Below are 14,589 nucleotides of genomic sequence, written 5' to 3' on the forward strand. Positions count from 1 at the left end.
TGAAAACATTTAATATATGAAAATAGCATTCTTAACTGCCGGCGGAATTGCACCGTGTCTTTCTGCATCTATCGGATTTCTGATTAAGGAATACCGAATGTTGAATCCAAACGCAAACACCGAATTTATTGGGTACCTTCATGGGTATAGAGGATTGTTAACGGGAACTTCAATTCCTTTTCCACCAGATACTTTATACTCTACCGATGTATTACTTTCTTATGGAGGAAGTCCAATCGGAAACAGTCGCGTCAAATTGACCAATACAGAAGATTGTATTCAAAAAGGATATGTACCGAAGGGCGATAATCCTGTTGCAGTCGCTGCGGAACAACTAAAAAAGGATGACGTGAAAATCCTGCACACGATTGGTGGAGATGATACCAATAAAATGGCAGGAGAGCTTGCAGACTATTTATCGAATCAGGGAATTGAATTAACTATCGTAGGAATGCCGAAAACAGTAGACAATGATGTTTACCCGATTCATCAAACTTTGGGCGCTGCCACCGCTGCTGAACAAACAGCAGTCTATTTTGAAAATATAGCCAATGAAAATACTACCAGCAGTCGGCATTTAATTATTCACGAAATCATGGGTAGGAATTGTGGTTGGCTGACTGCGGCAGCTGCAAATAAATACAGGGTGAGGTTGGATAAAAAGGAATTTCTTCCCGAACTGTTGCTTGAAAAAAATCGTTGGGATATTGATGCTATTTATATCCCTGAAATGGACATGAATTTTAAATCGGAATGCGAACGATTATTAGAACGGATGGATGAAAAAGACAGTATCAATATTTTCTTAAGTGAAGGCGCCGGAACAGAAACAATCGTAAGGGAAATAGAAGCATCCGGACAGGAAGTGGTTCGGGACGCTTTTGGGCATGTGGCGTTGGATACACTCAATCCTGGAGAATGGTTTGCCAAACAATTTCAGAAAAACCTAAATGCTGACAAAGTATTGGTTCAAAAAAGTGGATATTTTGCCCGTTCCGCTTCTCCTAACAGGGAAGATTTAGATTTAATAGGACGATCCGCTGTATGCGCTACAAAATCTGCGATGGCTGGGAAAAGTGGTGTAGTTGGGTTGGATGAAGAAAATAATAATGAAATTAGTTTAATTCCTTTTGAGAGGATAAGAGGAGGCAAGCCATTCAATATAAACCAGGAATGGTTTCAGGAAATGCTAAAAGAAATTGGACAAACACTGTAGAATGGATATTGAAATGGGACTTGATTTAAAAACTTTGAACGACGTTGCCAAAGGAATGGTCGCATCCGGGAAGGGAATTTTAGCAGCGGATGAAAGTACGCCTACCATCGGGAAACGATTTGATTTAATCGGAGCGGAATCAACAAAAAAAACCCGAAATGCTTATCGGGATTTACTGTTTACCGCTGACGGAATTGAAAATCACATTAGCGGAGTAATCCTTTTTGACGAAACACTTCGGCAATCTACAATTAACGATGGAACACCTTATCCTGAACATTTGACAAATTTGGGTATCATTCCGGGGATTAAGGTTGATAAGGGCGCAAAACCGTTGGCCGGATTTCCTGATGAAACTGTAACTGAAGGATTGGATGGTTTGCGTCAACGATTGGAAGAATACCGATCATTAGGCGCTCGATTCGCGAAGTGGAGAGCCGTAATTAAAATTGGCGATGCAATGCCCAGTTTTACCTCTATCGGCACAAATACGCACGCACTAGCACGATATGCAGCTCTTTGTCAAGAATCTGACATTGTTCCGATTGTGGAACCGGAAATTTTAATGGATGGCAATCATACCATAGAAGATAGTTTGGAGGTTACCGAATTGGTTTTAGAATCGGTGTTTGCTGAACTGTATTCTCAGGGTGTTGGTCTCGAAGAAATGATTTTGAAGCCAAATATGGTTTTATCTGGTTATGATTCTGCTGATCAGGCTGATGTGGACACTGTTGCAGAAATGACATTAGCTTGTCTTAAGCGCACCGTTCCGGCTGCCGTTCCGGGGATTGCGTTTTTATCAGGTGGACAAAGTGACGAACTTGCCACTACGCACCTCAATGCGATGAATTTATTAGCCGGTTCCAAAAACCCCTGGAACTTGACATTTTCTTATGGTCGTGCTCTCCAACAGCCGGCGCTTAAGGCTTGGGGAGGAAGTGATGCAAATATCGGTGCCGCACAGGATGCCTTGATGAAACGTGCGGGATTGAATGGACTGGCATCTACGGGTGCATATTCAAAGGAAATGGAATAATGTGCATTTTTTTAGTAGGTTACAATAATTAGCTAAGCGAATTATTGCCAAACATTTGTCTTGAAATGATTTACTAGTTCATCATTTTGATTCTCAGTTAGTTTGAATTAAAACTAAAATTACAAGCAAATGAAATTCGTAGGATTCCAGATATTATCTAATAGGTCATGAATAAAAAAAGGGGGCTCAAATGAGCCCCCTTTTTTTTAGGTATTAGGTCAGCAGGATTATTTCAGCATTGTCATTTTTTTCACCTGACGAAAGTGAGATCCTGCATCAAGTTCATACAAATAAATACCACTAGCTACAGGTTGACCATTCATATCCAGACCATTCCAGGAAAACTTATAAGTTCCTGGTTTGGTGTACTGGTTATGTACGGTGGTCATTTTTTGTCCCAGTAGATTGTAAATCGAAACTGTGACGTCAACTCCAATTGGAATCGTGAATTGGAATGATGTAATTGGATTAAATGGGTTTGGATAGTTTTCACTTAGTGAAAACCGCATTGGTACGTTACCTCCATCAATAATACTCAGTTCAGCATTTGCTGCACCGGGTGTTGGAGTTAATGTGCTCCATGTGGATGATCCATCCGGATATCTTCCATAGGAAGTATCTGCAACTTGCGCACCAAACGTCAGTGAATCCACAAAACCAGTATCACTCGCCATGATTGTAATAATTCCGATTTGTTCACCACTGCTGCCGAGTTTTTCTTCTACATGAAGTACACCCTGTTCAGATTCTTTGTCAGCCCAGAGCAGGAGAAAACCGCCGGGTGCTATTGTAGTAGCACTGGCATCACTGGTGGGGATCTGGAATGAGGCAGGGTCAGTAAGATCATCTGTTACGTACATTCCGCTAATATTGATCGAATTCGATCCTCCGTTGTACAGTTCAATGAAGTCATCATATTCTCCATTTTCATCCGTGCAGCAGGAATCATTGCTTGCCAGGAATTCATTAACCATTATTCCTGCAAGATTTGCTGGAGTCCAAGAGTTTGAAGCGCCTGGATTGGGATCCGGAAAAGATGCCCATGTTGCGCCACCATCGTCAATACGTGCATAACTAGTATCCCCGGCTTGTGCACCAAACGTTAGTGAATCCACAAATGTTGTATCTGTCCCGGAAATATATACCAGCCCGATTTGCTCGCCACCACCACCAAGTTTTTCTTCTACGTGTAGCGGACCCTGTTCCGATTCCTTATCGGCCCAGAGGATTAGGAATCCGCCGGGAGGGATGGTTGTAATTGCCGACACGGTGTCCGGTAATTGATGGGATGCCGGGTCTGTCAGATCATCTGTGATCCACAACCCGCCAATATCTACTGAATCAGTACCGGGATTATAGATTTCAATCCAATCATCGAATCCACCCGAATCATCTGCCCAGAAACTATCATTACTGGCCATAAACTCATTGATGTACAGCGTTGGCGCCTGAGCAAGTAGCAGAACAGGTAACACCATTATCATTGTTAGCATTCGTTTCATAACGATCCTCCTCGTTTGTTTTGTTTGTTGTGAAAATCCTTTTGTAAAGAAATTGTTAGAATTATTAATTCGGACTTAATTGTCATGTTTGAATATTACGTAAAATTTTGTAAGAATTTCAACCATTAATAGAAATTTTTGTTGCTAGAATATACAATGTTTGGGAAAATTACGGACGGGAAACATTTTTATTAACGATTAGAATTTGTTTCATTTTTAGAATCCAGTATTAATCGAGGGAAAGGCATAAATATATAATTTCTGCTCAGAATCACTTACAATATAAATACGATTGTTAATAGCATTGTATACCACACCTTCTGCTTTTTGGATGTCAAGTGAAAATGATTGAATCACATTGGCATCAGGATTCCAAACGATTAGTTGTTGAGATTCATCACTAACTATGATATAATTGCTATCTGCATAATTGTAACAAATACCTGAGTAATCCTGTGCAAAATTCAGCGCTATTGATTCACTAGTATTTGTTGGTAAATCCAATTCTATAAAAGTGCCAGGATTCTTTTCATTTACTACAGAAATCCTACTGGTTTCCGGATTATACACGATACCCTCAAAACCATTAGTATTTGAAGTACCATCAAAAGGAATTGCATAACGAGCTAACTCGTTTCCAAGAGTATCAAGATGTACAACTTCCCGTAGTCTTTCTTCGGCAATCCACAAAGTAGAATCACGGTAATCGAATGTAATTCCTTCAAGATCGTCCCCGACGTAAGATAGCGCCAATTTTGTGTTCCCGAACAAATCCAGTTTATATATTGAATTATCAGGTGGATCGCTTACGGTGTAAAGAGCCGTTCCATCTGCATTAAGTGTAAGACCGGATGGTTCTGGGATATCCAAAGAGTAGATCCCAATCAATCCTAATTTTGAATCTGGATCAACATTTTCTTCATCTAAATTGCATGAATTAGTAATAATGAAAAAACTGATGATCCAGATTCTAGAGATATGATTAGTTATTAGACTCTCCGGGCGTTGGTATGTTGAAAAACTCCCAAGTGTCGCTTCCGTCAGGGTTGCGACCCCTTGAAATATCCGTTGTTTGCGCGGGGTAAGTTAACGTATCAATTGGTACAGTGTTGGTTGCGTCAGAACTGAACAAGCCGATTTGTTCACCACCGCTACCGAGTTTCAGTTCAATATGCAAAATCCCTTGTTCAGATTCTTTATCAGCCCAAAGCAGAAGAAATCCACCTGGATTAATGGTTGTTGAATCAGGTGCCCTCGTAGGAATCTGCCAGGTAGTAGGAGCAGATAAATCATCGGTTAGGTACATACCGCCGATATCAACTGCTTCTGTCCCATTATTAAATATTTCAATGAAATCATCAAAATTTCCATGTTCATCCGTGCAACAGGTATCGTTACTGGCAAGAAATTCATTAATGACCAATGCCGGTGGAACATAAGCTTCTGCAGAAACGGTATAAGACGAAGTTGTAGTTGGAGCATCACTTGGTTCGAGAGAAACCAAATCAGACTCATCTACAGCTTTGATGTAATAATAAACCGTAGTGCTATCACTTTGAGCTCCGATAGTTACGGTAAACGTATCAGTCGTTGCAACATTCATTGATAGTTGTACAAAACTGCTATCTTGATGGATTTTGTAGTACATGAAAACCGAATCAAGCCCATAATCATCCGTGACCACTGCTGTGATTGCAACATCGTCAATGGGGGATGGTGACTGTGGAGAACGTGAAACAGATACTATTACAGGTGCCACATTGGGTTGAGCGGAACTGTTTGTTGCTCCAGGAGTTGGTGTGCTGAAATATTCCCAAGTGTCACTTCCGTCAGGAATGCGCCCGTAGGAAATATCTGTTATTTGGGCTTCATAGGTAATTTGGTCAATAATTGTTAAGCCATCTGATTCAGCGAGAACAATATCTTCTCCACCGCTTCCCAATTTCTGTCCAACATGTAAAATTCCCTGGGTCATTTCAGTCACATCATCAAACCAAATAACCAAAAAGCCACCGGGCTGGATTGTTGTTAGAGATGGGTCCGTTGTCGGGATTTGATAGGCGGTAATGTTATCTTTACTGTCAGAAACATACATTCCTCCAATATCAATTGTCTGGGTGTCTCCATTATAGATTTCTACCCAGTCATCGTACGGATCACCATCATCATCAGGATCAATTGTAGCCGCATCATTGCTTGCCAAAAACTCATTAATATAGAGTTTTAAAAGACTAGCATTTGATCCGCCACCGCCGTCAGTTTCTTCACCAAGGTCACAGCTTGTTATAAACAGTAGACCTGCTACTGGTAGAATTAACCATTTTGATAATTTCATTATATTACTCCTTTATTATTTTAATTAGAAATTAATAAGTGCCCTGAAATTCATTGCGTGAAAATCATAATCTCCTGGGGCGCCGTCACCGGTAGCATTGGTGGAATTATCCACTATGATGTAGTTGAACAAAAACTTGACATTTGGATTTGCATACCATGTTAAACCCAATGTGATGTTATTTGCTTTTCCTCCCAAAATTCCATTCGGATTTCTCGGATCAGTTGCGTTTGGATCAGACAAATTTAAATTACTGAACCGGGCCAACACTTCCCAAGCTCCTACTTTATTATTGTTAGGAATGACCTGGCTGAATTCACCTTGTTTGTTATCCCAAGGTCGTGATTCACCTGTTAAAATCCAACTCAGGTAAACATATCCACCGTTAAATGAAACATCGTTATAAGTTCCATAATAACTACTTGTTGTGTCTGTATCATCGAATCTTGTTAATCCTGCCTGCATATATTCTCCCTGCAAGCTGATATTTTTGAATCCTAACGCACCCTCAAACCCAATTCTATTGATTTTATCGACGTTGAAGATATTATCTGTATCTAGCATTTCAATATCACCCAATTTTGTTTCCGGCTCACTGGTGAAATCTGCAACGCTTCCAGCATCATTAGGCGCGTGTTGCACATAAGATGCTCCGGCATGAATTAAAAAAGTGTTTGTTAGAATTGGCGCCATAGCAAATCGAGCACCAAATCCACCACCTGTTTCATCCTGTGTTTTGTTTTTATCATTCACGAGAAGCTCCTGCCCGAAAAGTGAAGCACTAAAATTCCAGTTTCTACCCCATTTTGTATAGCCAATAGATGATCGTCTCCCTACTTTGAAAGCAAGGTTAGGCATGGCTCTCTCCATAAAGGATTGGTAGCGAGAACTGGTTAAAATCTCATGACCAAAAGGTACCTTAAAATGTCCAATTTTGATAAAAGCATTGTGAAAGCCATTATAGCTGACCCACATATCCTTTATCTCGACTGTTGCATCACCTATATCAATATCCCATTCCGCTTTCCACACATCCCACATTCTTACTTTTACGGCGAAACGACCTTTTCGAAGATGCGTGCCATTGCTGAGCATTTCAAGCGAATCATTAGGGAAGTAAGCGCCATCTAGGAATAGTCTTACGTCAAATCGTGTTTGAAATTTTCCATCCTCAGATTTGAATTTAATAATCCCATCGTCCCATTCTGTTCTACCAGGAGAATTGAATCCCTGCGCAAACAAAATCCCCAATGTGGATAATGTTGCGATAATTACTTCTTTTATTTTCATGATATTCCTCTTTCTTATGTTGGTTGTTCAGAGCTTTTCTGCATCTGAAATGGTTTTTGCAATATTTGCCAAATAGACATTAATCTGTTTTAACATGTCCATGAGTTCCATATGAACTTCATGAGTTGCGACAGACTCCGTTGTTTCTTTTTGTACCCGCTTAAGGTGTGCTTGTTTGTATTCTTCACCAAGACTTTGATATTTCAATTCCTTTTTAATGACTTTCTGTGCCATATCAAAATTGAGTTCACTAAAGGCATCGGTTAATCGTGACACCTGTTTCATGGTTTTAATATGAAATTCTACCAGTTCTTTTTCTCCTTCAGAAGAAAAAGATTCCTTTAAGGCTTGTTTCTTGTAAATTAAAGGAACAATGTTTCTGTGAATAACATCTCCGATGCTTTCTAGATCATCTGTCATGGATACCATTGCAAAGACCTCCTCAGCCTGCAAATCGTTTAATTCCCCTCGACTAATTTGAAATAAGTAATTCGTGATGTGTTCTTCGATAAAATCAATTTTTTCTTCTCGCATATCAATGCCTTCGATCAAGGAAAGCTGAGGATATATTTCATCCTGTTTTTCTTCCTCGCCATTAAAGGGATAAAAACATGCGTCCAGCATTCGTCCTAAAATTTTAAGCATTCTAGACATTTCTGTTTGCGCGAGTTTAATCGCAACAGCGGGATGAAATATCTGAGAATCATCAATGTGCCAGATTGCGGGTTCTATTCCTTTAACTTTATCCCGTTTGGGTAAAATCCGGTAAACCTGTGTTGCTAATACAGCTGTAAAAGGGAGGAAAATTAACCCAACGCTCACATTGAAAATTGTATGTGCATTTGCAATTTGCCGCGGTGTTTCTGCCGCCAGCTTATCCATCCCTTCAAGTCCACTTGATGTAGATAAAGATCGGACCAATTCCGCCAATGGAGGTATAAGCCAAACAAATATAAGTACACCGCCTATGTTAAAAAGGACGTGGGCGATGGCGACGCGTTTAGCTTCCCTGATTGTGCCAATACTCGCTAAGGCTGCCGTAATACACGTTCCAATATTTGCACCAAGAATGAGTGGTATGCCAGCCTCTAAAGTGAGCAATCCCTGCTGAGCTAATACAATAACAATTCCGGTAAAAGCACTAGAACTTTGAATTAAAGCTGTAAATGCTGCACCAATTAAAATTCCAAATAATGGGTTTTCCAATCCTTTCATAAGATCAATAAAGGGTTGGAATGATCGTAATGGTTTCATGGCATCGGACATAATTTTCATTCCAAAAAATAGAATTCCAAATCCGAGAATTGCTTCCCCAATATGTTTTACCGATTCTTTTTTCCCAAACATTGTCATAGCGAATCCAACGGTAATCATGAGAAGGGCATAGTCTGTCAATTTAAAGGCTACCAATTGAGCCGTGACGGTTGTCCCGATATTCGCCCCAAGAATTATTCCAATAGATTGGGCGTATGTCATTAGTTCAGCTTGAACAAAACTAACCAGCATCACTGTTGTTGCGCTGGAACTCTGGATCACCATAGTCACAAAGGCGCCGACAATAAGTGCAATAACTCGGTTTTTTGTAAGGACGGCCAGGATATTTCTCATTTTGTTTCCGGCAGCCTTTTTCATGCCTTCACTCATTTTTGCCATGCCATATAGGAACAGGGACAACCCGCCGAATAAACTGATGGTTAAAAATCCCCAGCTTATCGTTCCGTCGGAATTTCCTCCGGCGAATAATAAACTTGTTCCTAGACAAAACATCCCGATAATGAGCATATTTGACTGTGATATTTTGTTCATAAAATTACTCTGGACTCGTTTCGCCAATTGAATGAATTGTTTTGGCAATATCGCCTGTATAAACATTGATTTGTTTTAACAGGTCCATAAGTTCCATATGAATTTCGTGGGTTTCAATGGATTCTTCTCTTTCTTCATGAAGCCGTTCTAAGTGCCTTGTTCGATATTCAGTTTCTAAATCAGTATATTTTTCCTCTTTTGCCATGATACGTTTGGCCAATTCAGGATCCAATTCAGAAAAGGCATCTTTTAACCGACTGACTTGTTTACATATTTTAGTATGAAAAATATCCAGTTCTTCTTTCCCTTCTTCAGAAAAATCAGTGTTCAATGCTGATTTTTTCGCAATAAGTGGAATCATATTTTTTTCGATAATGTCTCCAATGCTTTCAATATCATTTACGATCGACATCATCCCATACACTTCCTGAATTTGATGATCAGATAATTCTTGCCGACCTATTTTTCGCAAATAAAGGACAATATGTTCTTCAAGGAAATCCAGTTTTTCCTCACGCATTTCGATGCCTTCCACCAAAGAGAGTTGTGGGTATTTTTCATCCTGCTTTAGTTCATTAGATTTAAACGGTTCAATGATCGCTTCTAACATACGTCCAAAAATTTTAGACATTCTGGAAATTTCATTACGAGCTAAATCTATAGCCATGGCTGGTGTTGAAATAGCTTTATCATCCAAGTGCCACGTTGCAGGTTGGATGCCCTTTTCCTGCTCTCTCTCTGGGTAAATTTTCATAATTAAATTTGCGAACATGGTCGTAAAAGGTAGAAAAAACAATGCCAAACTCACATTAAATATTGTGTGAGCATTCGCGATTTGCCGGGGGGTTTCGGAAGCAAGTTTGTCCATGCCATCCAACCCAACTGACGTAGGCGATATGGAACGAATAATGTCTGCGAAAGTGGGTATCCAAAAAATAAAAAGAAGGACGCCACCAACTTTGAACATAACATGGGCGATAGCAACGCGCTTCGCTTCCCTGGATGTGCCAATACTTGCTAACCCTGCGGTAATGCATGTTCCAATATTGGCACCCATGACAAGAGGAATTCCCGCCTCAAGCGAAAGGAGGCCTTGCTGTGCTAGAACAATAACAATCCCGGTAAAAGCGCTACTGCTTTGGACCAACGCAGTAAATAGCGTTCCGACCAAAAGTCCCAAGACTGGGTTTTCGAGTCCTTTTAATAAATCGATAAAAGGTTGGAAGGTGCGCAAGGGCTTCATAGCGTCTGACATGAGCTTCATACCAAAAAATAAAATTCCAAATCCAAGAATTGCTTCGCCAATATATTTTGTAGAATCTTTTTTTGAAAGCATGGTCATACCAAAGCCAACGGCTATCATGAGTAATGCGTAATCGGTCAGTTTAAATGCGACCAATTGTGCTGTAATCGTTGTTCCGATATCTGCACCTAGAATCACGCCGAGAGATTGGACAAATGTCATTAACTGCGCCTGTACAAAACTCACAAGCATGACAGTTGTTGCACTGGAGCTTTGAATTACCATAGTTACAAACGCGCCAACGAACATGGCAATAAAGCGATTGCTCGTTAGTGCAGAAAGGATATTCCGCATTCGGTCTCCGGCAGACTTTTTCATGCCTTCACTCATTTTTTCCATCCCATAAAGGAAAAAGGCCAACCCACCTGCGAGAGTCATTATGAGCCCGGCCCATGAAATCGTATCAGATGCACCTGATGCACCGGCAAACATTGGGTTTAACAATAGAAGACCAAACAATGCAACTATTTTGAGGAGGGAAGATTGAGCGCGAGTCATTGAGAGGTTCCTATCATTACAGTTATATATTCGATTTGATTTTTTTCATTTTTCGCTCTTTGTAAAGAGGAATAAAAAGAGATAAAAAAGCAAGAATTAGTAAGCCCAAACTTAAGGGATTTGTAAAAAATATTGTCCAAGAATCTTCAGCCAATAATGCTTGTCTAAAATTTGTTTCAGCCATTTTTCCGAGAATCATAGCAAGAACCATGGGAGCGGTGGGAAAGCTATTCCTTCGTAAAATCCATCCTAAAATACCAAACGCTAAACAGACATACACATCAAACATGGTATTTTTTACCGCATAGCTTCCAATGAAGGCAATGGCGATGATAACCGGAAGTAAAATGGCCTTGGGCGCTGCAATAAGTTTCACCCAAATCTTTGTGCCCAAATATCCAATGATGAGCATGAAACCAATTCCAAGCGGAAGGCTCGCAAATAACGCGTAAACCAATTGAGCGTTGTTGCTAAATAATTCCGGTCCGGGAGTGATATTATGAAGTGTAAGCGCACCGATCATGACAGCGGTTGCCGCAGAACCGGGGATTCCCAATGTTAATAATGGCACAAGCGCACCGCCTTCACTTGCTCCGGCAGCTGCCGATGGTGCCGCAATTCCTTCCAATGAGCCAGTTCCAAATTTATCAGGGTCTTTGCTGGTTCTTTTTGCTTCGCCATAGGCCACAAATGCCGCGATGGTTGCACCTGCACCGGGGACTGCTCCAACCAATGCTCCGATCGCTCCACCTTTAAATATATTTTTACGAATTGCCCATATTTCACTAATCTTTGGTAATTTGCTTGAGAATGTTTTTACGGCTGTTTTTATACCGGTGTCTTTTTCAATATTCAAAAAAATTTCCCCAAGAGCAAAAAGACCAATGAGAGCCGGAATAAAAGAAAATCCGTCAAAAAGCTCTGTGCGCCCAAAAGTAAATCGAGGATGAGCATTTATAATGTCTAACCCAACGGTCATAAATAATAAACCTAATGCAGTACTAAAAAATGCTTTTGTCCGATTCTTTGATTCCATAGATGCCACAATTGTGAGCCCGAAAATAGCAAGTGAAAAGAAAGCCGGAGGTCCAAATTTTAATGCTATTTTTGAAATTGGAAAGGAAAAGAAAATCAAAATGAGCGAACCGGTAATCCCACCCATAACATTGGCAAGCAAACTTGTGCCAAGTGCTCTGCCCGGTTGACCCTGTTGAGTTAGCGCATAACCATCCATAGCAACGGCCACTGCGGCAGGCGTTCCCGGCGTATTAATTGCAATGGCTGTGATTGTTCCGCCGTAGGCACAAGACGTATAAATCGAGACGAGGAATACAATCGCAATTAGAGGATCCATACCAAACGTAAATGGGACCATGAGTGCAAGTCCAGTGGAAGCAGAAAGTCCCGGCATAACACCTACAAAAATTCCGATAGTAATCCCAATCATTATGACGGTGCCCGGCTGCCACCATGGAATTGTTTCTGTTCCTAAAAGGGCAGAAAATCCGGAAAGAAGATTTGCTAATAATTCCATTAGAATAAATTCCCCGCTGGCAATGGAACTTGAAGTACTTTATAAAAAATGCCATACATAAATAAAATAACGACAGCACTTGTTAATAATATCGTTTTCATTTCTTTGTGCTTGAGAACCATCATTCCGGCAATCAGCATGAAAGCGGTTGCAGGTAAAAATCCGATAAATGGAATAATGATAACATACCCAATCAGGATGCTTGTTAATGTCAATACCAACCGAACTTGCCCGGGTTTTGGTTTTTTTGATATAGATTTCAATTGGGTTAAAATTAATAACGAAACAATTGCTAAAAAGAGCGCCCAAACTTGTGGCACGGTTGCAGCACCTACGGATGTTCCTGTACGAGGATTTGGGAAATATTGACTGATATATGTGAAAGAGATTGCGATTGAAAGACCAATACCAGCGATGAAGGGAACATTTGATTTTTCAATTTCTTTTTTTTGTGTATAAAAATAAATGATTGATGAAATAATAACAATGGTTGCTATAAAAAAGAGAATTGGCATCGGGGCTGTTTGAGGCTCTTTTCCAACGGAAAACCCCGCTTTTGTTAAATACGATTTTGCTGATTCTGCATCTTGAGTAACCATGTTTTTGAAAGCTCTATTTTTGATAAAAACACTTTGAACCCCGGTGGTTTGAATAAATTGTTTCCAAGCGGGATCGTTGCTGACTTTTCCCAATAATTCTTCGAGATAAGATATAATTTGCGGATCTGTCCCTTTTTTAACGGCGAAACCACGCCACATCACATCGGTTGTTAGGTCAATTCCATATTCTTTAAATGTGGGTGCATCAGGAAAAGTTGGATGCCTTTCTGGACTCGCGATTGCAGCAATTGTTAAATTTTCGGTACGCCCAATAATATCTTCAGGATTTCCCACGTACACATGATTATGTTTTCCCATCACGGACGCAATGGCAGGACCTCCACCACCGTAAGGAATCCATTTCGCACTGATTCCTGCCTTATCCCATATTTTCACTGCCATCAGGTGATCTAATGAACCGCTTCCGGGGCCGCACCATTTCTGTTCATTTGGACTGGCTTTAGCATGTGCTAAAATTTGATCCAAAGTTTTAATATCAGAATGTTTATTGGTGATGATCGCTTCGGGTGAAATGGTGAGACAGGCAAGATAATCAAAATCGTCTAAGCCGAAACCGATATCGGTGGTTTGGATTGGAGCAAGGTAAGCAGCAGGGAAGGCGAGGATTGAATATCCGTCAGCTTTTTCATTATATACATTTGCCAAAGCAAGTAATCCGGAACCGCCCGGTTTATTTACTACCACAAAAGATTGGTCAGAGATTTGTCCTGCAATTTGAGCGAATTGCCGTGCCATCAAGTCCACAGCGCCGCCGGGTTTTGTGTGGACGATGATTTTTACGGGTTTATTTGGATATTCAGCTGATACAAAACTGAAAATCAATAAGCTGAAAACTAATATATAAATGACACGATTAAACATAAATGGTAAAAATGATGATTTTTTTTCAAAAATAGTTCCTTTGCTGAAATATTTGTATTGCTGGACGAATAGATTATTGATTATCCATCAATCTACTAATTCATTATTTTTACCATGTTGTATAGGGATTTTTCAGCAGCATCATGTTGTAATATTTTGTTTGCCCCGTGACTTCTTCACCAATAAAATCCGGCTTGTCGAATTCCTGTTCTTCACTTTCCAATTCGACCTCTGCTACAACCAAGCCGTCGTTTACGCCGTGAAATTCATCCACTTCCCAAATCAATCCGCCATGTTCATATTTATACCGTGTTTTTTCAATGAGTGGTTGATCGCAAAGAGAGAGTAGATGGTCTGCATCCGGAACGGGGATTTCCGTTTCGAATTCATAACGACTCATTCCACTTGCGCTCCCCATTCCTTTGATGGTCAGAACCCCTTTTTTTGATCCGTCTTTTTCAACAGTTCGAATTCGGACAGCTCGTTCTTTTTCCGGCTGTAAATAGCCTTGTCGCATAGTGGTTCCGCTCATGCCGTCGGGTAATGATGTGATTAAAAACTTTCTTTCAATTTCATTCGCCATAA

11 protein-coding genes are annotated in these 14,589 nt (G+C 40.3%); 2 read left to right on the top strand and 9 right to left on the bottom strand.

Translation table 11 applies throughout. The features are described from left to right. The first annotated feature begins 16 nt into the window (after positions 1-16). Together HOD97_00850 and HOD97_00855 are read left to right on the top strand one after the other, a co-directional pair. Positions 17-1,216, top strand: coding sequence for a pyrophosphate--fructose-6-phosphate 1-phosphotransferase (locus HOD97_00850; protein MBT4280157.1), 1,200 nt, complete (start codon positions 17-19; stop codon positions 1,214-1,216). Positions 1,217-1,229: 13 nt separating this feature from the next. Further along, positions 1,230-2,255, top strand: a complete 1,026-nt coding sequence (locus HOD97_00855; GenBank protein ID MBT4280158.1) for a fructose-bisphosphate aldolase class I — start codon at positions 1,230-1,232, stop codon at positions 2,253-2,255. 227 nt (positions 2,256-2,482) lie between these two features. On the opposite strand, the gene HOD97_00860 is transcribed toward HOD97_00855, so the two are convergent. From HOD97_00860 to HOD97_00900, 9 genes are all read right to left on the bottom strand, one after another. After that, positions 2,483-3,757 carry a T9SS type A sorting domain-containing protein gene (locus tag HOD97_00860; GenBank protein MBT4280159.1) on the bottom strand — a complete coding sequence of 425 codons (1,275 nt, stop codon included), beginning with the start codon at positions 3,755-3,757 and terminating at the stop codon, positions 2,483-2,485. Positions 3,758-3,973: 216 nt separating this feature from the next. After that, a complete protein-coding gene (locus HOD97_00865; GenBank protein ID MBT4280160.1) occupies positions 3,974-4,627 on the bottom strand; it encodes a hypothetical protein in 654 nt (217 codons plus the stop codon). A gap of 112 nt (positions 4,628-4,739) precedes the next feature. Then, positions 4,740-6,092, bottom strand: coding sequence for a lamin tail domain-containing protein (locus tag HOD97_00870; protein ID MBT4280161.1), 1,353 nt, complete (start codon positions 6,090-6,092; stop codon positions 4,740-4,742). A 24-nt stretch (positions 6,093-6,116) separates the two neighbouring features. Continuing rightward, entirely contained in the window at positions 6,117-7,382 is a 1,266-nt protein-coding gene (locus tag HOD97_00875; protein MBT4280162.1) for a hypothetical protein, read from the bottom strand. Between the two features lie 27 nt (positions 7,383-7,409). Beyond that, positions 7,410-9,188 (bottom strand): Na/Pi cotransporter family protein, encoded by a 1,779-nt coding sequence (locus HOD97_00880; GenBank protein ID MBT4280163.1) that lies wholly within the window; start codon positions 9,186-9,188, stop codon positions 7,410-7,412. Positions 9,189-9,192: 4 nt separating this feature from the next. Beyond that, positions 9,193-10,989 (bottom strand): Na/Pi cotransporter family protein, encoded by a 1,797-nt coding sequence (locus HOD97_00885; GenBank protein ID MBT4280164.1) that lies wholly within the window; start codon positions 10,987-10,989, stop codon positions 9,193-9,195. A 22-nt stretch (positions 10,990-11,011) separates the two neighbouring features. Next, positions 11,012-12,523: a C4-dicarboxylate ABC transporter permease gene (locus HOD97_00890; GenBank protein MBT4280165.1), complete on the bottom strand. Its 1,512-nt coding sequence runs from the start codon at positions 12,521-12,523 to the stop codon at positions 11,012-11,014. After that, entirely contained in the window at positions 12,523-14,004 is a 1,482-nt protein-coding gene (locus HOD97_00895; GenBank protein ID MBT4280166.1) for a hypothetical protein, read from the bottom strand. Before HOD97_00895 ends, HOD97_00890 begins: the two co-directional genes overlap by 1 nt. A gap of 109 nt (positions 14,005-14,113) precedes the next feature. After that, a complete protein-coding gene (locus tag HOD97_00900; protein MBT4280167.1) occupies positions 14,114-14,587 on the bottom strand; it encodes a CYTH domain-containing protein in 474 nt (157 codons plus the stop codon). Between the last annotated feature and the right edge of the window lie 2 nt (positions 14,588-14,589).

The organism is Candidatus Neomarinimicrobiota bacterium, from assembly GCA_018651745.1.
Taxonomy (GTDB): Bacteria; Fidelibacterota; Marinisomatia; order Marinisomatales; family TCS55; genus JAAZYX01.